Genomic DNA, 20,449 nt, shown 5'->3' on the forward strand with positions numbered 1-20,449 from the left:
CTGTGGCGCGGTTCCGGTTTTTCGTTGTGAACGCTAAAAAAGGAGCATGACGTGTTTTGTCCCAGCCTCTTTTTTAGTCATAGATTTTTTGATAAATTTTTTCATTCGTAATCGTTTCTTCAAATTTAGGCATAATATCTGAGAAGCGGAGCGATTCTTTTGCACCGAGGCAAAGGAAGCCACCACGTGATAGACTATCGTGGAAAAGCTTATATACTTTATTTTGAAGTGGTGGTGAAAAATAAATCAATACGTTACGACAAATAATTAAGTGAAATTCATTAAATGATTGATCTGTCACTAAGTTATGCTGTGCAAAACTAATTGATTCAAGAAGCTCCGGTTTTATATACGCAAAATGACTGTCCGTATAATAATATTCAGAGAAAGCTTGGCTACCACCCGCAAGCATATAATTTTTCGTATAGTTTTGCATTTTTTGAATGGGGAACCGGGCAGCCTGCGCACGCTCAAGTACGTCCTCATTCATGTCGGTTGCGTAGAGAGTAGCTTTATCAATCAACCCAAGCTCTGTAAGTAAAATGGCGACGGAAAAAACTTCTTCTCCCGTAGCGCAGCCGGCATGCCAAATACGAATGTCATCTAATTTTTTAAAACGCGGTAAAATGTCTTCGCGTAATGCTCTGAAAAAGCTAGGGTCACGAAACATTTCCGTGACATTAATCGAGAAGTCATTTAATAATTCTTTGCGTATTTTCTCATCATAGATTACTTTTTCCGTTAAACGAGAGATGTTTGGTAAATGCTCGAGTGCTAGACGATTATGCACTCGACGTGTAATAGAGGAGCGATTGTACTCTCTAAAATCATAAGAAGTTAATTGATAAATCGCTTCTAATAAAAGTGCTACCTCTAATTCTTCAGTTGCCGTTGTTTCCATTACATCACCTCAGTAGTTAACCAAACACGTAAAACAGAGAAAAGTTGCTCTAAGTTTAGTGGCTTACTAATATAATCGGTTGCACCTGCAGCAATGCATTTCTCGCGGTCTGATTTCATTGCTTTCGCTGTTAATGCAATAATCGGTAGCTCGATATTCATATCTTCGCGTAAAATTTGCATCGTATCATAACCATCTAGTTCAGGCATCATAATGTCCATTAAAATTACATCGACATGACGGTCCTTCTCAATAAAGTTTAAACATTCACGACCATTACGTACACTATCTACAATCATGCCATGTTGTTGTAATGTTTTTTCGAGTGCAAAAATATTGCGTTCATCGTCATCAACAATCAACACGCGCTTGTTTTTAAAGAAATTCTCTTCTACAATAGCTGGCATGTCAGTTTGAGTCGCATCAGGTGTTTCTTCTACTGATGGTACTTCAAAGATTGATTCTGCTGGCATCTCGACATTATTCGGTAAGCCCGTTGGTAAGCTAGGAATATAAAGTGTAAATGTACTACCCTCACCCTCCGTACTATCGAGTGTAATAGTACCACCAAGTAGTTGCGCAAATTCTTTACAAATGGATAGACCAAGACCTGTACCGCCATATTTACGAACAGTTGCTCCGTCTGCTTGTTGGAAGGATTCAAATATAAGCTCATGTTTTTCTTTTGGAATACCGATCCCTGTATCTGTGACAGAAATAGCTAACCACTGTTCAGAAATTCTTTGCTGTTCCTTCGTAAGTGAAGGATTGTAGAGATGGACATTCACAGAGCCATGTTCTGTAAATTTAAAGGCATTTGATAATAAGTTTTTCAAAATTTGCTGGAAGCGTTTATGGTCTGTATGAATAACATCTGCGACATCATCCTCTTTTACAACGTTAAAGACAACATCTTTGTCGTTACTAAAATGTGTAAAGGATTGTTTTAAATAAAGCGGCAATTCATTGATATTGACTTCTTCATAAATCATTTCTAATTTACCAGCCTCAATTTTTGATAAATCTAAAATATCATTAATTAAGTTTAAGAGATCTTTACCAGAAGAATTAATCACACGTGCAAATTCTTCATCTTCTTCTTGATTTTCCGCTTTTGCATTCTCTGCTAGCATTTCAGATAAAATTAAAATACTGTTAAGCGGTGTTCGCAGTTCATGTGACATATTCGCAAGGAATTCAGATTTGTATTTAGAACTTTGAATAAGCTCTTCGGCATTTCGTTCTAAATCAGATTTTGTAATTTCAAGCTCTGCTGTCTTTTCTTCTGCTTCACGCGTACGCTCTTCAAGCTGTTCATTAATATTTGTTAATTCTTCGGTCTGTGCTTGTAGTTCCTCTGATTGTGTTTGCAGTTCTTCCGATTGTGTTTGCAATTCTTCAGTCTGTGCTTGTAGTTCCTCACTCATGGCACGAGATTCATTTAATAATTGAACGACTTCCATACGAGTTAAGACGCTGTTAATCGTTAAACCAAGTGAACTTACGACTTCTTTTAGGAAAATACGATCTAACTTCTCAAAGGCATTAACAGTGGCAAGTTCTAAAATTGCAATCGTTTTTTCTTCAAATGTAATAGGAAGAATGATTACTTCTTTTGGCGGCATATCACCAAGACTCGTTGAAATCATTTGATAGCCTGTCGTATCCGTTAAGTGAATGACACGGCGCTCAAGTGCAGCTTGACCTGCAAGACCTTCGCCTAAAGCAATAGTTTCACGGCCAATTTTTGTATAAGAATTTGCAAAAGAGGCCTGCTGCTCAAATATTTTTTCTTCTTTATCATTGCGTACGTAAAGCGAACCATAACTAGCACGCGTAATACGAGCGACTTGCGATAAGAAAATAGAAGTTAATTGTTTGATAGCATCAATGCCTTGATAATTTTTCACGACTTGTGTGGCATTGCTTCGCACCCACTCACGGTTTTCTAAGTCATCTAATAAATCATTCGTAGCAACCGCTAGGTCACGTACTTCATCTTTAGTTGTAATTGGAATACGTGAAGTAAATGTCCCTTTTTCTTGTGCAATGTGACGAATAGCAGCGGTTGTACCGGTGATTGTATTTGCAATCGATTTAGAAATAAATGATGAAAAGAAAATTGCAACGATGGTTGCTATAAATAGGAATAGGCTCAACGTAAAGACAATTTTATTGTTTACGTTATCCAGTTTTTTCGCCTCAGATGCTAGGTGAGAAATTTCATCACTACGAATTTTCCCAAGTGTCGCCATGGTTGACTGGATTTCAGAACGACCTACTTCCTCGCGGTAAAATTTTTTAATACCAGCTTCATCATTGTTTCGTTTTAAATTAATAGAAGGCTCACCCGCTGTTTCAATCCAACGTGTGATATGTGTTTTAACAGAGTCTAGAGATTCTTGCTGGTCTGGGCGTCCCTCCATTAATACATTTAATTCATTCCAATTATCTTCCCAGTTTGCTTTTGCTTCACGATAAGGATCTAAATAGGAATCCTTACCTGTCACGATGTAACCACGCTGAGATCGGTTCATATTTAATGTGTGATTTTCTAAAGTGCTAAGAAGCGTTTGTACTTTTGCAGTGTTTGTCATTAATTTATTGCGCTCTGTTTGTAGTGTATTGACTTGAAAGCCGACTACAATGACGCCAATAATTAAACAAAGAATCAATGCAATATACCCGCTCGTTATTTTAGAACGGATTTTAAAATTCACGTTATTTCCAACCTTTCTTTCTAAATTGATAAAATATAGCATTTTAAGTGAATCATAGATGACTAAAAAACGCAAGAAAACGCCGCCCTTTCAATGAAAAAGCGACGTGTCCCTCCAGATTTTATTTCATTTTTAATTCAGGTTTATTTTTTTCTTTTAGGCCAGTTTGATTCATACCTGTAAGTGTGTAAGCTTCTTTTACAGTTGCTGTTAATTTACCACGTTTTGTTTGTACGTTAATCCACATAGAGTCAGGGCGTGTATTATTACTCATCGCTTTCTCTTCTAATTCCTCGATGAGGGCTTTAATTTGTTTTTCATCGTCCATTTTTGTTTCAATTGTATATTGTTGCATGCCGCGCACGACGGTATCTTTTACTACTTCATAGTCAGTATCGTTGCCACCACAAGCACTTAATAGTAAAACTGAAGAAAGCGCCATAGCGGATAAAATCTTTTTCATGTGTAAAATCCTCCTTACGAACTTCTTCTATTATAGCACCTCTACATGACGAAATTGTGACCGATTATGACTTTTTGAGGACAATCACCGTTTAATTGTTTACTGAAAGGGAAGGCAATAAGAGAGGGAGTTTTAGCGTTTTTTTGATACAAACCATTTAAACAAAATAAAGGTACAGAATCGATTTAATGCTACATAAAACACTTTTTAACCATTTATAAAATAATTTTCCAATAGTGAAAAAATTTACTATTACTTTTTTTGATGTTACAGTAAAAAAGTATAGTGAGAAAATTTTAAACGAAAAGGAGAAAAAAATGAAGAAATTAGGGATTGTTTTCTGGGTATCTGCAGTAGTTGCAATATTTGCAGCAACAGTAGGATTAATTGCACCAGAAATGTTTGAAACAGTTACTGGAAATGTTCAAAGCTTTTTGACGACGTCATTTGGCTGGTATTATTTACTAACCGTTGCTATTATCGTCGCATTCTGTCTATTTTTAATTTTAAGTCCGGTTGGTGGTATTCGCTTAGGAAAGCGTACAGACCGACCAGAATATAGTAATAAATCATGGTTTGCGATGCTATTTAGCGCTGGTATGGGGATTGGTCTTGTATTCTGGGGTGCCGCAGAGCCATTATCACATTTCGCGATTAGTGCACCATCTGCGGAGGAAGGCTCTCAGCAAGCGCTTAAAGATTCATTCCGTTATACATTCCTTCACTGGGGAATTTCTGCATGGGCAATTTATGGGATTGTAGCACTTGCCCTTGCTTATTTCCAATTCCGAAAAGGGATGCCGGGCTTACTAAGTTCAACACTTTATCCATTAATCGGCGAACGTGCTAAAGGATGGATGGGGCATACCGTTGATGTTATTGCCGTATTTGCGACGGTTGTCGGTGTAGCAACAACACTTGGTTTTGGTGCTCAACAAATTAACGGCGGTCTATCGTATTTAACATCGATTCCAAATAGCTTTACTGTACAATTTATTATCATTATTATCGTAACGGTACTATTCATGATTTCTGCTTCTACAGGTCTCAACAAAGGGATTCAATTACTGAGTAATGCAAATCTGTATATTGCCTTTGTGCTATTCGTACTCCTGCTTATTTTAGGGCCAACAGTACAAATTATGAATAACTTTACGAACGGCCTTGGGGGCTATTTACAAAACTTCGTACAAATGAGTTTACGTACCTCTCCAGGTGGAGAAGGGCGCGACTGGATTAATAGTTGGACCATTTTCTACTGGGCATGGTGGATGTCTTGGTCTCCATTTGTTGGGATTTTCATCGCGCGTATTTCACGTGGACGTACAATTCGTGAATTTTTAATGGGTGTTATTTTATTACCAACGATTGTTAGTCTGTTATGGTTCGCGGTATTTGGTACATCTGCGATTGATGCCTCAGAAAAAAATCCTGGCATTATTGATTTACCGACGGAGCAAGTGCTCTTTGGAGTCTTCGATCAACTTCCATTTGGTCTTATTTTATCAATTATTGCGATTATTTTAGTAGCGGTGTTCTTTGTGACATCTGCCGATTCAGCAACTTTTGTACTTGGTATGCAGACAACAGGTGGCTCGTTAAATCCATCATTTAAAGTAAAATTAATTTGGGGGATTTTACAAGCGGCCATTGCGACAAGTTTATTATTTTCAGGTGGCTTACAGGCGCTACAAAATGCTGCGATTATTGTTGCCTTCCCATTCTCGATACTCATGCTCATTATGATTTATTCGCTTTATAAAGCATTAATGCATGAACGACGAGAATTAGGCTTATACATTCGTCCGAAAAAACAACAGAAATAATGAAAAAAAGGCAGGAAACGCATAGGCGCTTCCTGCTTTTTTATTCGTTACGGGGCAACTGTTAAATAATGCGCTTTCCATACATCTCTGCGTTCTTCATAACTAGTAGCAGTCAAATCTTCATTATCAAACTGTAGTGTGTAATGATTTGGCGCATGGAAAATAATATTAATTGTCGACCAATTTTCATTATATAGTTCAACCCATTTATCATGGAATTGTATTAAAATTTGTGCGAATGATTTTTCCTTCCATTCGGTCGGTGTGTTGTAGACAACATCATCGCGGTATTCAAGCTCACCCTTTGTATTGTAAAGGCAATGATGACCACGCAAGTATGGGTTAGGTTCTGCAATCTCGCGGTAAAGGACACCATGGCCTTGCGTATATTTATGGGCAATGCGTACCGCTTTTTCCTCTAAACGATGTAGCTGTGCAAATTCTCCGAAGACATCTTCAGGAATGGCATTGACTTGTTCTACATCCCAAAGGCCGTCCTCAGGGTGCTTTGTAGCAATTAAAAACACATCACGTTCATTTTCCTCGCAGTGTGGTAAAATTTCTTTTTTTAATTTTTCAAGAAGCTCAAAATAGCGTTCATCATGAGCTGGAATAAGTACTTTTTCATTTTCTAAACCGAATGTGACTTTAAGAAAAATAGCAGGATAAATGATTTCCGCATCAATTAATACCTTATTTGCATTTGCGGGTAAATAAGGTGTTACGATTTTTTGGAAACGAATTAAATTTTCAGTGTTTAAACGCATAATTATCACTCCTCTGGCCAATCTATAAGCATCTTTGTATGCTACTTCTATCATATAGTAAATATAGGTAAAATGGTAAGGATATGTATGAAGTTACGCAAAAAAAGATGTACAGGAACTGACCCACGAAAGTAAGACAAAGAAAAAGACATGTTCTTTCAGCTAAATTTGACGGACGCTTTCCTGGGGCAGGGCGTAAGCCTCCTCGCTCGTAAGCTTACTGCGGGGTCTTCCACTCATGCTAGGGGCCCACTAGGAGTCGCCGTCAAATTCTTGTTGTGTCACCTTTTTCCGGTATTCAACTGAAGAAAGGTGGCTTAACTTTGAAAAAATTCGCGTATGATTATCGTAGTTGATGTATGCTTGAACGCTTTGAACGACAACATCATTTGTCGGACTTTAAGCTATCGAAAGAAGCAACCACCGGGTAATCTAAAAATTAGTGTGAGTGAAGTATGTCCGGATGTCGGGGCTAAGTTATTTTTCATGGAATGTACGATGATGCACAATGGCAAGCGTTTATAAACGCGCATTAAGTTCGGTGAAATTATTTGAAAATCTATAATAAAAACCAGGAGCCACACAATATGCGGCTCCTGGTTTTTAATGTATAGGATTAGGCCTTTACTTTCTTCTTCGCATTTTTGTATTCAATATGCCAAGAGAAAGCTTCTTCTAAAATATGTGGGGTTTGTGCATTATTCGTTTCTTCTACAGCACGGTTGTAGTAATCCCATAGTTTGTCTTTGAAGTTCGGGTGCGCGCAGTTATCGATAATGGCTTTCACACGCTCTTTTGGCGCCATGCCACGTAAATCTGCAACACCTTGCTCTGTAATGATAACATCAACATCATGTTCGGTGTGATCGACATGCGATACCATTGGCACAATTGATGATACGCTACCAGCTTTTGCAGATGATTTCGTAACGAAAATACCGATACGCGCGTTACGGGCATAGTCACCTGAGCCGCCGATACCGTTCATAATTTGTGTGCCGAATACGTGGGTTGAGTTGACGTTGCCATAAATATCCGCTTCAAGTGCTGTATTAATGCACACAAGACCGAGTCGGCGAATAACTTCTGGATGATTTGAAATTTCTTGTGGACGCAATACAAGCTTATCCGCGTATTTTTCAATATTGTTGTACACCTTATCACAGTAACGTTCACTTAATGTGATGGATGTACCAGAAGCGATTTTAATTTTACCAGCATCGATTAAATCAAAAACTGCATCTTGCAGTACTTCTGAATATAATTCTAAATCCGTTAAATCAGATTCTAAAAAACCGTTTAATACAGCATTAGCTACTGTACCAACACCAGATTGGATAACCGGTAGCTCATCTACGCGACCTGATGCAACTTCTTCACGTAAAAATTCGATTAAATGGTTGGCCATCACTTGTGTTTCTTCATCTGGCTCAATGATTAATGCAGGCGCATCACGTAGCTCTGAATGCACAATACCAGCAATCTTATCGACATCAACGCGAATGCCTAACTCACCAATACGGTCTGCAGGGTCAACAATTGGAATCGGCTGACGGCGACCTTTACCTGCTTTTTCCGGCACGTAAATATCATGAATACCTTCTAAATCTGGCTGAGCTGTATTGAGCTCGATTAAAATTTTATCCGCATATTGTGCATAGATGGGTGTATTACCGACCGAGTTTGTTGGAATGATAAGACCATCTTCTGTAATAGCCGATGCTTCGATAATGGCGAAATCGATTGGCCCGATGATGCCGTTACGTACAAGCTCTGCATTATGTGATAAATGCATATCTGTATAAAGGGTAATCCCTTCATTGATTGAGTTACGCATTAATTTTTCAGCTTGGTAAGGACCGCGCTTACGAATAATACCCGCTTCTACCATATAATGATCGACTTCTGGACCAAGAGATGCTCCTGTATAAACATCTAATTGAAATGGTTCTTTTTTTGCACGTTCGACAAGCGCTAATGGAATTTCCTTGGCGTCACTTGCACGACCAAAGCCACTCATGCCTACCACCATGCCATCTTTAAACCATGATGCTGCTTCTTCTGCTGAAACGATTTTATCGATAAGTTTTGGTAATCGGATACGTTCTTTCATTAAGTAATTGCCTCCTCGAATAGTGAATGTATAAGTTGGTGTTGCATTCAAAACATGATTTGGATAACTTTTTACAGAAAATCGTGACGCAGTCTAGAAGCTGCGTGCACGTAGCTATAAGATGTTTTAGTTCTAAGTTGTTACAATAAGTATAACTTTTGGAAATAAATGGTCCAACTGATAATTTCTATGATTATTATAGCGAGAAGCTATCATTACTTAGCAAAAGTAATGACATATGATCTTTTGCGACGATTCCTTTCGTACCTAAAAACCGTTCAAACATCGGTAAATATTCTTTTACTGCATAAGGTGGTTTTTCTTTTTTCGGAATAATTAGCACGACTTCTTTCAAAATATCACTATCAATAGGGCGTGCTTCGATATATGGATTACGGAGATGCGAATACAACGAACGTAGCATTACCGTGCTACCAAGGCGCTGCTCTAAAAAATGTAGCATCGCATGGGTGTTCTCTGTTTCAAAAATCGGATAATATTCAAGTCCCTGTTCAGCGAGCGTTTGATTTAATAGGATACGGCTATGATGCGTTTCTGGGAATAATGTTAATGGCTCATCTACAATATCTTTCCATGCCAATACCTCTTTTTGAATGAATGGGTGACTACGATGTGCGACAAAAACAAAGCTTTCATCATATAAAGGGATTTCGACGTAGCTACCATTAATGCGGTTGTCCTCATGATACGAAAAGGCGATATCTACCTCATCATTTTCAAGAAGCGTCGTTACGCGCTCATGTGCGAGCACTTTCGCTGGGGCAGTCGGAAATTGTTCAATATAATGAAGTACACTGAGTGAGATTAAATCGTAAATGGCGCCAGGGTAAGCACCGATTCGTAGCTGTTCATGATCAAAATGGTCGAGTGCCTGTAGCTGTATTTTTGTTTGTTCAAGTGTCGAAAAAATTTGTTGGCACTGGCTATATAAAATTTCACCGGCCTTAGATAAAGTGATTTTTTTGCCGATGCGGTTAAAAAGTAGCGCGCCAACAGTTTGTTCGAGTACTTTAATTTGCTGACTTAATGTTGGCTGTGAAATATGTAAGCGCTGCGCTGCACGGGTAAAGTGTAGCTCTTCACTGAGGACCATAAAATATTCTAGTTGTCTAAGTTCCATAAGGCACTTCCTTCCAAGCGATTAAAACATATCTAAAAATGCGCGCGTCGCATAAGATAAGTAACGTTCTTTTTTTGTAATCATGGCGATTTCCCAAAGATAGGGCTCATCACTATCGATAGCAATCATTTTGACATGCGGGTTGTTATGCTTTTCAAAAATGGATTTTGGTAATACGGCAACACCCATGTCAATCGCGATTAATTCGACCATCAAATCCCACTGTGAGGATTCGTAGGCGATATTTGGTTTGAAGCCATTTTTTGCACATAGCTTAATAACCATATCTCGCAGTGTAAAATCGGTTGTGAAGACGATAAATTTTTCATCAGCTAGCTCCGCGATTTTAATGCGTTCGCGGTAAGCAAGAGGATGATTATGAGATAAATAAATCATAAATTCATCAACGAAATACGGCTTTACACAGAAATTTCCTTCTGAGAAAGGCTTTACCGTAAAGCCGACATCGATTTTTTCTTCTTCCGCTAATGTCAAAATATGTTTGGCACCAAGCTCGATCAAGCGTAGCGTTACATCTGGGAAAGCGTGACTAAAACGCTGTGCAATCGACGGGAAGATGAGGGTTCCGATAACGGGTGGAATTCCTAATACAATTTCCCCTTTTTGTAAATTTTGAAGCTCATTCAGTAAATTAGGCATGTCTTGGAGCGGTTTTAAAGCCATGCGCCCTTGTTCGATAACGATTTTACCGGCATCAGTTAATTCGAGTTTACGTGTTGTGCGATTAAATAATGTGACATTGAGTTCTTCTTCTATTTGCTTCACAACCTTACTTAAATAAGGCTGTGTGACAAACGTTTTTTCAGCTGCCTTTGTGAAGCTTCCTTGCTCCGCAACAGCTAAAAATAATTCGATTGCACGTAAGTCCATTTTTGCACCTCCAAATATTTATAACCAATAGTAATAAAAAATATTCTTTATATGAATTTTACTAATAATTTAGAAGAATGTAAAATTTAGTAAGATAGGAAGGGGAGAGAGTATGAGAAATGTTGTAATTGTTGAAGCCGTTCGTACGGCAATTGGTAGCTTTAATGGCACATTACAAAATACAGCAGCGACGGATTTGGGCGCTGTTGTTGTGAAAGAAGTGCTAGAGCGTGCAAATGTTGCACCGGAGACGGTTGATGAAGTAGTACTAGGAAATATTTTGCAGGCTGGTCTTGGTCAGGGTCCTGCACGTCAGGCTGCAGTCAATGCAGGTGTGCCATATGAAGTACCATCCACAACAATTAATAAACTTTGTGGTTCAGGTTTAACAGCAGTACATTTAGCCGCGCAGGCGATTCAGCTTGGGGAAGCTGATATTGTCGTTGCGGGTGGTATGGAAAATATGACACAAGCGCCATATATTCTGCCACAGGCGCGTCAGGGATACCGTATGGGCGACGGTAAACTGATTGATACAATGTTACATGATGGCTTGACTGATGCTTTCCATCACTATCATATGGGGATTACAGCAGAGAATTTAGCAGAGAAATACAACATTACACGTGAAGAGCAAGATGCATTCGCGGCACAAAGTCAGCAAAAAACAGAAGCAGCTCAAAAGGCGGGGCGCTTCAATGATGAGATTGTGCCAGTTGAAGTCAAATCACGTAAAGAAACAATCACTTTCGACCGAGATGAATTTCCGCGTGCAGGCGTCGTAGCAGAGAAATTAGCTAGTATGCGTCCTGCATTTAAAAAAGATGGAACCGTTACAGCAGCAAATGCTTCAGGGATTAATGACGGAGCGGCAGCGCTTCTATTAATGTCAGAGGACAAAGCCAACGAGCTAGGCTTAAAGCCATATGCACGTATTGTAAGTAACGCTGTTGCGGGTGTAGACCCTGCAATCATGGGGATTGGGCCTGTACCTGCAACGAAAAAAGCACTTGAAAAAGCAAATTTAACAATCGATGATATCGATTTAATTGAAGCAAACGAGGCATTTGCTGCGCAGTCACTGGCTGTAGCGAAGGAGCTTGCTTTTGACACGAACAAAGTGAATGTCAACGGCGGCGCTATCGCACTGGGGCATCCAGTTGGCGCAAGTGGTGCGCGTATTTTAGTAACGCTTCTACATGAAATGAAAAAACGCGATGATGTAAAATATGGCTTGGCAACGCTTTGTGTAGGTGGCGGCCAAGGTGTATCAACAATCGTTGAAAAGCTATAGCATTTAGGCGATAACATGGGACTAATTTTGATAGACACAGCGTGTGGGAGCGCTGTGTTTTTTTGCGTGTAAGGATTTTATGGTAGGGAATAGAGTGCTAGAAAGTAGGTGTCATAATGAAGCATTTTTTTGAATACAATTGGCAAAAGCGAGAAGAGTGGTTTGACTGGTGTGAAAAGCTTTCAGAGGAACAGTTATGGCAGGAACGTGTAGGTGGTGTCGGGAGCATTGGCGAGACATTACTGCATATCGTAGGTGTAGAATATAGCTGGATTTGCGATATTTTAGAGAAGACAGACGAGGCGGTACCGAGGCATTCACTCGCAGGGATTCGCACCTTGTCTAATGAGCTACGTCCAGAAATTGTAGCATTTCTAACGACGAAGTATGACCCACAACAAATCGTAGTTGACCACGGTGATCGGCATACGATTGATGCCATTTTGCATCATATTATTATTCATGAAATTCATCATATCGGGCAGCTTTCTGTCTGGGCGCGCGAGCTTCATCTAGCACCTATTTCCGCAAATTATGTCCGTGAACACTTCCCATCACTTGAAAAATATTTCGAAAAGTGAAATAATTTGATTAAGTAATGCACTATTCAGTTAATTATAGGGGGAATGAATATGACAACGTATTCAGAAACATGGGATTTAAATGCGTTTTACGAAGGCGGTACGAGTGACTCAGCGGCTTTTTTAGCGCATATTGCGGAAGTACCGACATTGATTGAAGCATATAAGGAAGCGGTAGAGGCAGCAATTGCACAGCCATCATCTGCTACAATTGCAACCGCGCTTGATGTGCAAACAACGACCGTGCTTAATTTACAAAAAATTGGCGTTATGCTGTCTTGCTTAACAGCACAAAATACAAAGGACGAAGCAGCTCAAGTCATTCAAAGTAATATGCGTACACAATATGCCGCATTATCGGATGTGCGTAATCGCTTTGATAAATTAATTGAAGAACTAGATGATGCGACATTTCATGACATTATTACGAGTGAAGCACTAGCGCCTTTTGAATTTATTTTAACGGAGACACGTAATCAAACGAAACTACTACTGTCAGAAGCAGAGGAATCCATCATTACGAGTTTACGCGCAGATGGTGACCAGGCTTGGAGTAGCTTATACGATTTATTAATTGCAGATACGAAAATTCGTGTAACGGTTGATGGCGAGGAAAAAGTATTATCCGTTGGTCAGGCGAATAATTTACGCAATCATGAAAGTGCGACTGTACGCGCAGATGTCGATGCCGCGATTGAAGCGGCATTTACTGAGCGAGAAGCCTTTTTTGTGCATACATTAAATCATTTAGCAGGCTTCCGTTTAACAACGTATAAAAAACGTGGCTGGGAGGATGTTTTAGAAGAGCCACTGCGCATTAATCGTATGAAGCGTGAAACATTGGATGCGATGTGGGGGGCGATTGCGAAAACGCGTGAGCCTTTCGTCAATTACTTACAGCGGAAAGCAACTATTTTAGGGAAAGAGGCCATGACTTGGGCTGATTTAGATGCACCGATTAGCGCACCGACAACAGCGTTAAGCTTTAATGAAGGCGCCGAATTTATTTTACAGCATTTCGCGAAATTTGGACCAAAGCTTGAGGCTTTCGCGCGTCAGGCATTTGAAAATTCATGGATTGAGGCAGAAGACCGCGATAATAAACGACCTGGTGGCTTTTGTACGACGACGAAGCTTGACAATGCATCTCGTATTTTCATGACCTATGCAGGCACGATGAACAATGTATCAACGCTTGCCCATGAGCTAGGCCATGCGTTCCACTCGTATGCACTGCGTGATGTTCACCCACTCAATTCAGGCTATGCAATGAATGTCGCAGAAACAGCCTCTACATTTGCTGAAATGATTATTGCGGATGCAGCGGTGCAAGAGGCGACAAATGCGGATGAGCGACTTGCGCTATTAGAGGATAAAGTCCAGCGCTCTGTAGCAATGTTTATGAATATCTATGCAAGATTCACCTTTGAAACCCGCTTTTACGAGGAACGTAAAAATGGTGTTGTGCCGGCCGCACGTTTAAATGAATTAATGAGTGAAGCACAACAGGAAACATATGGTGGTGCACTTGAAACAACGCATCCGCATTTCTGGGCATCGAAGCTTCATTTCTATATTACAGGTGTACCGTTTTATAATTTCCCGTACACATTTGGCTACTTATTCTCACTAAGCATTTACGCGAAAGCAAAGGAAATCGGTACGGATTTTGAAGAGCGCTATATGGCCCTACTACGTGATACAGGATCAATGAATGTGGAGGACCTTGTAATGAAGCATCTAGGCGAAGATATTACACAGGAGGCCTTTTGGTTAAAAGGGGTGCGCTTAGCGGCACAGGACGCGGAAGAATTTCTGACATTGACCGAAAAAGCGTAAATTAACGGATCTTTTCTATGGGAATATATTCACAAAAATGCATAAATCGAGTATGATGAGGTGAATGTATACATAGAGAGAAGGCTTACGCATGGGAAAGTATAAAGGCGAGCTGCTCCTTGTGATTACCGCATTAATGTGGGGGAGTGGCTTTGTAGGCATGGCAGTCGGCCTAGAATATTGGACTGTCTTTCAGCTAATGGGACTACGCTTTACACTTGCAACGGTGTTACTATGCTTAATTTTCCATAAAAAACTACGGTTGATTAATAAAGCTGTGCTATGGAAGGGTGCTGTGCTTGGCGTCATTTTATTCGCTGCATTTGCGGTGCAAACGTATGGGTTACTCTATACAACACCTGCAAAAAATGCATTTTTAACCGCCATCAATGTACTGATTGTACCAGTGCTTGCCTATTTAATTTATAAACGACGCTTTGATCGCTATGAGGTAATTGCGGCAATCTTAGCTCTTGTCGGCATCGGATTCTTATCTTTAACAAGTTCATTCACGATGAATGTCGGTGATATTTTATCAATCTTATGTGCGGTGCTATTTGCATTCGACATTTTTTATACGAATGTCTTTGTGAAAAAAGAGGATGCACTTGCGCTCACAATTGTGCAGTTTATGACAGCATCGGTGTTAGGCATTGTGATGATTATACTCGGTGAAGTGCCAACGGTTGTTGAACCAACTGGGATTTATATTATTATTTATTTAGCAGTATTTTGTACATGTGTCGCCTATGTGTGTCAAAATATCGGTATGCAATATGCGAATCCTACAAAGTCAGCCATTATTTTATCAATGGAGTCGTTGTTCGGCACATTATTCTCGGTATGGCTTTTAAATGAGTTATTAACAGGCCGTATGATTTTCGGCTGTTTCTTAATTTTAATCGCGGTATTATTTGCCGAGCTCAAACCGAAGTTTGGCCTTGCGCATATGAAACAAAAAATTTAATGACGATACGAGCATTTCTAACTAGGAGATGCTCGTTTTGTTTTTTTCGAAACCTTTGCGGGTAAGAAAAAAAGGGGAGGGATACATATGAAGGAAACATGGATTGCGGCAGATGATACGCTCGTATTATGGGGCATTATTATTATTGTCGCATCAATTAGTATTGTATTAGAGCAACGTTTTAAATGGGCCTCACGTATTTCAGGGGCCATAATCGCGCTTGTTATCGCGATTATTTTGTCCAATACCGGCATTATTCCGACTGAATCTAGCGTATACGATGCGGTTTGGTCAGTCATTGTGCCACTAGCGATTCCATTATTACTGTTTCAAATTAATTTAAAAAAGCTTTTTCGTGAAAGTGGCCGGCTCTTACTGATTTTCTTAATCAGCTCGATTGGTACAGTAGCAGGAACAACGATTGCCTTCTTTATGCTGAAAGATCACATTCCAATGCTTGATAAGATGGCGGCGATGTTTAGCGCGAGCTATATCGGCGGTGGGGTCAACTTTGCGGCAATGGCAGCGAAGTTTGAAACACCAGGTGAGCTTGTTTCTGCCTCCGTTGTTGCGGATAATTTGACGATGGCCGTTTTATTTGTCGTATTGATTATTATTCCGACGATGAATTTTTTCCGTAAACGCTATAAGACGCCACATATTGATGAGGTGGAAAGTCGCGCGGGGAAGAATGAAAACTTAGCCAAGTCATACTGGAAGCCGAAATCGATTTCATTATTGGACATTGCGCTTGCTGTCGGGCTTGCCTTTACGATTGTGTTAGTTGCGAAGAAATTATCGGAATACTTTGATAAAGTGATTCCATCTGGGGATAATGTTAGCTTCTTTTGGAATTTAGCGAATGGTCTTTTTGGTGATATGTACTTGATGCTGACGACGTTAACGTTCCTAGCATTGCTATTATTCCCACGCTTTTTTGAGCGTCTTCAAGGAAGTCAGGAAATTGGCACGTATTTAATTCATATTTTCTTCGTTGTCATTGGGATTCCAGCGTCCATTCCGCTTATTTTACAGGAAGCACCATTATTATTCGTCTTTGCGGTGACGATTGTGATTGTTAATGTGACGATTTCACTCGTATTTGGTAAACTACTACGTTTTGATTTAGAAGAAATTATGCTGGCGATTAATGCAAATGCAGGGGGACCGACAACGGCCGCTGCACTGGCGATTGCGAAGGGCTGGCAAAATCTTGTTGGTCCGATTTTAATTGTCGGCACATTTGGTTATATTATTGGGAATTATGTTGGCACCGTCATGGGACTGTGGCTTGGGTCCTTTTTATAAATGGGGGAAACAGGGATTACTTCATGGGTAGTCCTTGTTTTTTTATTTTTTAAAATATAATAGAAATTTAATGGGTTTATATTTACCTAAGTAGTGTAATTATAATGGTATAAATCCATACTGGAGGGAGATGCAAACATGAATGAATTTTTGGATAGTTTAGACCGTTTAATTCAGTTAGAAGAAGCACAGCCACAAATCCTCTGAATCAATAAAAAAACGCCAGCGCGTGATTGAGGCTGGGCGTCTTGTATTATTAGAATCTGATATGCAGTCCATTCACTTTTTATCGGTTGAAATGGTCGCGAAGTATGAAGAATTAAAAGTAGCTTATATTGAATCGCTCAATAGTTTCTCTTATGAAGAGGTGTATCAAAGGTCAAATCATATACTAGCCTTTCATCATTTTCAATCTCAAAAAATCATTTGATTTGGTGCACATTTGTCCATGATAACGTACCACCTGCATAGCTATCACATCGTACATAACTTCCTTTTGGAAATAAAAATGTCCACGGCATACTCGTATGTGGTGGTATTTTTAATTGCGGCAGCGTAAAAAGAGCCGTCGCAATATGCTGTCCATCAAGCTCATAAGCAAGGGATGTTTGATCGAAAACGAGTGTTTTCTCACTGTGATTATGAATAAGCACACTAATAAGAAGTGTTTCCTGGTGATTAACCGCTTCTCGAATAGCTGTAAAATTTTCGCTTTTTTTTGCGTGAAGGAATAATTGCTCGATTCGCGTCCTATCAATGCTTGCGAGCGCTTTGTCCCAAGATTTCTCGTACTGTAACTGCATAGAATTCACCTCTGTTTTTAAGTTTATCATAAAATGAACTTTACAAATGCCTCATTTATTTGTAAGATTTAACTGATAATGATTATCAATTGAGAAAGAAGTGATGATAATGAAAACAGAAGAAGTCATGTCTTACTATGCACATACAAAAATTGAATTTAACGATATGTTTACACACCGCGTGCCTGCAACGATTAATGGGATGGTTCACCACAGTTCAACAGGATGCTGTAGCTTTGTGTTCCCACTTTCGGGTCAGGGGTATTTTACTTTTGATAATGTGCGCTATAAATTAATGCCAGGTATGGTGCTCCATATTAATAATACGGCTGATATCGATATGAAGCCGATCGGTGGCGAGGGCTGTCATTATGCGGTAATTTACTATGATGTCGAAGAAACGGTTATTGCGCATGATCCATTTGTCATTTCAATCGATGATTACGCTACTTGTCAACGTGCGGTTGAGCAAATGATGAAGGCGTTTACGACACCAGGGAATATTTCACGTGTACAAACAAAGGCGTACTTTATGCAATTTATTAGTGAAATGCTTGTCGCACACCAGCGCAGCAAGCATGTAGATCGTGAAGATGCGATGAGTGAGGCATTAGCCTTTATGCGCCAGTATTATCAATCTGGCTTAACGGTGACGGAAGTAGCGGAGCGCTTTAATATTGAACGTCGTCGTTTTGCGCATTTATTTGAACGTTATACAGGCATTAATCCAAGTAATTATTTGATTGAACTACGCATTCAGCATGCCAAAGAATTAATGCGTGCTACAGATGAAACAATCGCATCTATTGCTGAAAAGGTTGGCTATGACGATCCATTTTATTTCAGCCGTATTTTCAAAAAATATACAGGGAAAGCACCGACTGCCTATCGTCAGTGTCTATAAGCGCAAAAGTCTATTTTTTTAAGCTACAATGAGAACGCTTTTCATTTGGAATTACATAGGTTGATGCTTTAGGCATCACCAACAAAAAAGCCGAAATCCTAATAGATTTCGGCTTTTGCTTATAGCTGCTGTAAACGTACAGCTTGCGCTAATTTTCGTAAATACTGCGTTTGTTCAGTTAGTAAAGCATAGCTCTCTGTGAGTGTCACACATTCAAATTGGATGCTGTCGCCTGGCTTCATTTGGGCGAATACATGTAAATCACTCGCAATAACTTGTGCGATTCTTGGATAGCCGCCAGTCGTTTGGCGGTCGGCTAATAATACCGTGGGCTGTGCGTCATTTGATACTTGAATGGTGCCAAATAACACCGCATCTGATAACAGTTCCTCTGCTGAAACACGCTGCAGGGGGGTACCCTTCAGACGGTAGCCCATACGGTCAGCTGCCGCCGTAATGTTATATCGTGTTGTTAAGAATTGCTGCTGACTCTCGGCGGTAAACTGTGCCCACTCAGGACCAGCTGTTACATGCACGGTCCAGTTCTTCTTTGCATAATGGGGTAGTTCTGCCTGCCATTTTACTTGCTGTGCTGTATGTTTGTAGACGGTAAGCGCATCACCTTTTTTAAGTGCACGTCCTTCGTAGCCTCCAATACCTGCCCGTAAATATGTGCTTTTTGAGTTCATAATAGCTGGTACATCGATGCCGCCGCGAAAGGCAATATAGTTGCGACAGCCGCTAAGTAATGGCCCAAGCTGTACGGTATCGCCGGCCTTGAGTGCGACAGGTCGGTAGCTTTGAAGCGGGTCCCTACCGTTAATGGTTCCTTGAATGGCTGCGCCTGTCATCGCCACGACACAGTCATCGTCCGTCTTAAAACGTAGTCCACCCATCGTCACCTCAAGGACAGCCTCATCCTGTGCGTTGCCCACTAAAATATTCGCTGTTTGAAGTGCTAACGTATCCATGGCACCACTGACAATGACGCCATACTGTTGAAAGCCCTGACGCCCTATATCTTGAATGGTCGTCAGCATACCTGGTTTTTCAATGTGAATCATGCCATCATCTCCTCAAAATCTGCCGCTGAAATAGGCACGAATCGAATCATTGCACCCGCTTCGAGTAAAGTTGGCGGCATTTTTTCAGGCTGGAATAAAGCAAGTGGTGTCCGCCCGATAATCTGCCAGCCCCCGGGTGTTTCGATCGGATAAATTCCTGTCTGACTACCTGCGATGCCAACAGAACCTGCCTCGATTTTTAAACGAGGGCTCTTTTTCCGTGGCGTTGCAATGGTTTCATCAAGTCCACCTAAATAAGGAAAGCCTGGTGCAAAACCGAGCATATAAATTAAATAATGCGGTGTACTATGACGTTTAATCACTTCTTTGACCGATAGTTGATGATAACTAGCCACTTCCTCTAAATCAGGCCCGTATTCTCCGCCATAGCATACTGGTATATCAATGATTTTTGTAGTTGCCGCTGAAGTGGCCGCATCGACTGATACACAAGCTTTTAATGTCTCAATGACTGCCTGAGCAGGATTTTTAATACCTTGTGTTAGTAAATAAATGGCGTCATAGAGCACCGTTAGTGTTGTATAAGCAGGAATCATTTCTTGAATGTATGGGATGTTTTGCGCGTCAATTTGCGCCATGGCCTGCGTAATCTGTCGTTGTGTAACGTCCGATACACTTGTGCCAAACTGCATACGAATGGCCATCTCCCCAAATGGCATCCACTCAATTGCTTGCGTATTATGCATCACGTTGTCCCTCCAAATACCATTTTTCGGAATTGAAATTCTGAATATAGGAATAATTATAACGAAAACTAGGATAAATTCAATAAATTATCAGAAAAAAAATACAATTCGCAACTTTACATCAAATAGTTGATTGTGATAATATTCGGAATATAAGTTC

General features: G+C 40.1%; 18 protein-coding genes and 1 pseudogene. 8 read left to right on the plus strand and 11 right to left on the minus strand.

Annotated features, from left to right (window positions below):
- Positions 1-73 precede the first annotated feature (73 nt).
- From ACFSY7_RS07785 to ACFSY7_RS07795, 3 genes are all read right to left on the minus strand, one after another.
- Positions 74-901 carry a CheR family methyltransferase gene (locus ACFSY7_RS07785; protein WP_139993781.1) on the minus strand — a complete coding sequence of 276 codons (828 nt, stop codon included), beginning with the start codon at positions 899-901 and terminating at the stop codon, positions 74-76.
- Positions 901-3,621 (minus strand): ATP-binding protein, encoded by a 2,721-nt coding sequence (locus ACFSY7_RS07790; protein ID WP_380147453.1) that lies wholly within the window; start codon positions 3,619-3,621, stop codon positions 901-903. The genes ACFSY7_RS07785 and ACFSY7_RS07790 overlap by 1 nt, the downstream gene beginning before the upstream one ends.
- Positions 3,622-3,742: 121 nt before the next feature.
- Positions 3,743-4,084: a hypothetical protein gene (locus ACFSY7_RS07795; protein WP_126989313.1), complete on the minus strand. Its 342-nt coding sequence runs from the start codon at positions 4,082-4,084 to the stop codon at positions 3,743-3,745.
- A 317-nt stretch (positions 4,085-4,401) separates the two neighbouring features.
- On the opposite strand from ACFSY7_RS07795, the gene ACFSY7_RS07800 reads away from it, so the two are divergent.
- Complete coding sequence (locus tag ACFSY7_RS07800) at positions 4,402-5,910, plus strand: glycine betaine uptake BCCT transporter (protein WP_380147454.1); 1,509 nt, start codon at positions 4,402-4,404, stop codon at positions 5,908-5,910.
- 47 nt (positions 5,911-5,957) lie between these two features.
- Here ACFSY7_RS07800 and ACFSY7_RS07805 read toward each other — a convergent pair whose 3' ends face one another.
- The 5 genes and pseudogenes from ACFSY7_RS07805 to ACFSY7_RS07825 form a co-directional block, all read right to left on the minus strand.
- The gene (locus tag ACFSY7_RS07805) at positions 5,958-6,677 is read right to left on the minus strand and encodes a hypothetical protein (protein WP_380147455.1); all 720 of its coding nucleotides are present in this window, start codon (positions 6,675-6,677) and stop codon (positions 5,958-5,960) included.
- 252 nt (positions 6,678-6,929) lie between these two features.
- Positions 6,930-7,046 (minus strand): annotated as a pseudogene (locus tag ACFSY7_RS07810) (IS3 family transposase); the annotation flags it as partial.
- Between the two features lie 247 nt (positions 7,047-7,293).
- Entirely contained in the window at positions 7,294-8,790 is a 1,497-nt protein-coding gene (locus ACFSY7_RS07815; protein ID WP_126989316.1) for a succinate CoA transferase, read from the minus strand.
- Between the two features lie 196 nt (positions 8,791-8,986).
- The gene (locus tag ACFSY7_RS07820; protein WP_126989317.1) at positions 8,987-9,931 is read right to left on the minus strand and encodes a LysR family transcriptional regulator; all 945 of its coding nucleotides are present in this window, start codon (positions 9,929-9,931) and stop codon (positions 8,987-8,989) included.
- A gap of 21 nt (positions 9,932-9,952) precedes the next feature.
- Positions 9,953-10,822, minus strand: coding sequence for a LysR family transcriptional regulator (locus ACFSY7_RS07825; protein WP_380147456.1), 870 nt, complete (start codon positions 10,820-10,822; stop codon positions 9,953-9,955).
- 112 nt (positions 10,823-10,934) lie between these two features.
- Between ACFSY7_RS07825 and ACFSY7_RS07830 the strand changes: the two genes are divergently transcribed.
- The 6 genes from ACFSY7_RS07830 to ACFSY7_RS07855 all read left to right on the plus strand — a co-directional run bounded on the left by ACFSY7_RS07830 (position 10,935) and on the right by ACFSY7_RS07855 (position 17,241).
- Entirely contained in the window at positions 10,935-12,116 is a 1,182-nt protein-coding gene (locus tag ACFSY7_RS07830) for an acetyl-CoA C-acetyltransferase (protein ID WP_380147457.1), read from the plus strand.
- Between the two features lie 116 nt (positions 12,117-12,232).
- Positions 12,233-12,697, plus strand: a complete 465-nt coding sequence (locus ACFSY7_RS07835; RefSeq protein ID WP_380147458.1) for a DinB family protein — start codon at positions 12,233-12,235, stop codon at positions 12,695-12,697.
- A gap of 45 nt (positions 12,698-12,742) precedes the next feature.
- Entirely contained in the window at positions 12,743-14,536 is a 1,794-nt protein-coding gene (locus ACFSY7_RS07840; protein WP_380147459.1) for a M3 family oligoendopeptidase, read from the plus strand.
- A gap of 91 nt (positions 14,537-14,627) precedes the next feature.
- On the plus strand, positions 14,628-15,503 hold the full coding sequence (locus ACFSY7_RS07845) for a DMT family transporter (protein WP_380147460.1): 876 nt from the start codon (positions 14,628-14,630) through the stop codon (positions 15,501-15,503).
- Positions 15,504-15,590: 87 nt separating this feature from the next.
- On the plus strand, positions 15,591-16,811 hold the full coding sequence (locus tag ACFSY7_RS07850; protein WP_380147461.1) for a DUF819 family protein: 1,221 nt from the start codon (positions 15,591-15,593) through the stop codon (positions 16,809-16,811).
- Positions 16,812-17,040: 229 nt separating this feature from the next.
- Positions 17,041-17,241 carry a hypothetical protein gene (locus tag ACFSY7_RS07855; protein ID WP_380147462.1) on the plus strand — a complete coding sequence of 67 codons (201 nt, stop codon included), beginning with the start codon at positions 17,041-17,043 and terminating at the stop codon, positions 17,239-17,241.
- On the opposite strand, the gene ACFSY7_RS07860 is transcribed toward ACFSY7_RS07855, so the two are convergent.
- A complete protein-coding gene (locus tag ACFSY7_RS07860) occupies positions 17,234-17,644 on the minus strand; it encodes an SLAP domain-containing protein (protein WP_380147463.1) in 411 nt (136 codons plus the stop codon). The two genes, ACFSY7_RS07855 and ACFSY7_RS07860, sit on opposite strands and share 8 nt — an antisense overlap.
- Before the next feature lie 79 nt (positions 17,645-17,723).
- Between ACFSY7_RS07860 and ACFSY7_RS07865 the strand changes: the two genes are divergently transcribed.
- On the plus strand, positions 17,724-18,518 hold the full coding sequence (locus ACFSY7_RS07865) for a helix-turn-helix domain-containing protein (protein WP_380147464.1): 795 nt from the start codon (positions 17,724-17,726) through the stop codon (positions 18,516-18,518).
- A gap of 119 nt (positions 18,519-18,637) precedes the next feature.
- Here ACFSY7_RS07865 and ACFSY7_RS07870 read toward each other — a convergent pair whose 3' ends face one another.
- Both ACFSY7_RS07870 and pxpB read right to left on the minus strand, forming a co-directional pair.
- The gene (locus ACFSY7_RS07870) at positions 18,638-19,582 is read right to left on the minus strand and encodes a 5-oxoprolinase subunit C family protein (protein ID WP_380147465.1); all 945 of its coding nucleotides are present in this window, start codon (positions 19,580-19,582) and stop codon (positions 18,638-18,640) included.
- Positions 19,579-20,289 (minus strand): 5-oxoprolinase subunit PxpB, encoded by a 711-nt coding sequence (gene pxpB, locus ACFSY7_RS07875; RefSeq protein ID WP_380147513.1) that lies wholly within the window; start codon positions 20,287-20,289, stop codon positions 19,579-19,581. Before pxpB ends, ACFSY7_RS07870 begins: the two co-directional genes overlap by 4 nt.
- Positions 20,290-20,449: the final 160 nt, after the last annotated feature.

It is taken from the genome of Kurthia populi (assembly GCF_042686175.1).
Taxonomy (GTDB): Bacteria; Bacillota; Bacilli; order Bacillales_A; family Planococcaceae; genus Kurthia; species Kurthia populi.

Bases quoted from the DNA above. Each gene is read 5' to 3' on its own strand.
- ACFSY7_RS07785 (WP_139993781.1), bottom strand. From the start codon at position 901: ATGGAAACAACGGCAACTGAAGAATTAGAGGTAGCACTTTTATTAGAA.
- ACFSY7_RS07795 (WP_126989313.1), bottom strand. From the start codon at position 4,084: ATGAAAAAGATTTTATCCGCTATGGCGCTTTCTTCAGTTTTACTATTA.
- ACFSY7_RS07800 (WP_380147454.1), top strand. From the start codon at position 4,402: ATGAAGAAATTAGGGATTGTTTTCTGGGTATCTGCAGTAGTTGCAATA.
- ACFSY7_RS07805 (WP_380147455.1), bottom strand. From the start codon at position 6,677: ATGCGTTTAAACACTGAAAATTTAATTCGTTTCCAAAAAATCGTAACA.
- ACFSY7_RS07815 (WP_126989316.1), bottom strand. From the start codon at position 8,790: ATGAAAGAACGTATCCGATTACCAAAACTTATCGATAAAATCGTTTCA.
- ACFSY7_RS07820 (WP_126989317.1), bottom strand. From the start codon at position 9,931: ATGGAACTTAGACAACTAGAATATTTTATGGTCCTCAGTGAAGAGCTA.
- ACFSY7_RS07825 (WP_380147456.1), bottom strand. From the start codon at position 10,822: ATGGACTTACGTGCAATCGAATTATTTTTAGCTGTTGCGGAGCAAGGA.
- ACFSY7_RS07830 (WP_380147457.1), top strand. From the start codon at position 10,935: ATGAGAAATGTTGTAATTGTTGAAGCCGTTCGTACGGCAATTGGTAGC.
- ACFSY7_RS07835 (WP_380147458.1), top strand. From the start codon at position 12,233: ATGAAGCATTTTTTTGAATACAATTGGCAAAAGCGAGAAGAGTGGTTT.
- ACFSY7_RS07840 (WP_380147459.1), top strand. From the start codon at position 12,743: ATGAATATGACAACGTATTCAGAAACATGGGATTTAAATGCGTTTTAC.
- ACFSY7_RS07845 (WP_380147460.1), top strand. From the start codon at position 14,628: ATGGGAAAGTATAAAGGCGAGCTGCTCCTTGTGATTACCGCATTAATG.
- ACFSY7_RS07850 (WP_380147461.1), top strand. From the start codon at position 15,591: ATGAAGGAAACATGGATTGCGGCAGATGATACGCTCGTATTATGGGGC.
- ACFSY7_RS07860 (WP_380147463.1), bottom strand. From the start codon at position 17,644: ATGATAAACTTAAAAACAGAGGTGAATTCTATGCAGTTACAGTACGAG.
- ACFSY7_RS07865 (WP_380147464.1), top strand. From the start codon at position 17,724: ATGAAAACAGAAGAAGTCATGTCTTACTATGCACATACAAAAATTGAA.
- ACFSY7_RS07870 (WP_380147465.1), bottom strand. From the start codon at position 19,582: ATGATTCACATTGAAAAACCAGGTATGCTGACGACCATTCAAGATATA.
- pxpB (WP_380147513.1), bottom strand. From the start codon at position 20,289: ATGCATAATACGCAAGCAATTGAGTGGATGCCATTTGGGGAGATGGCC.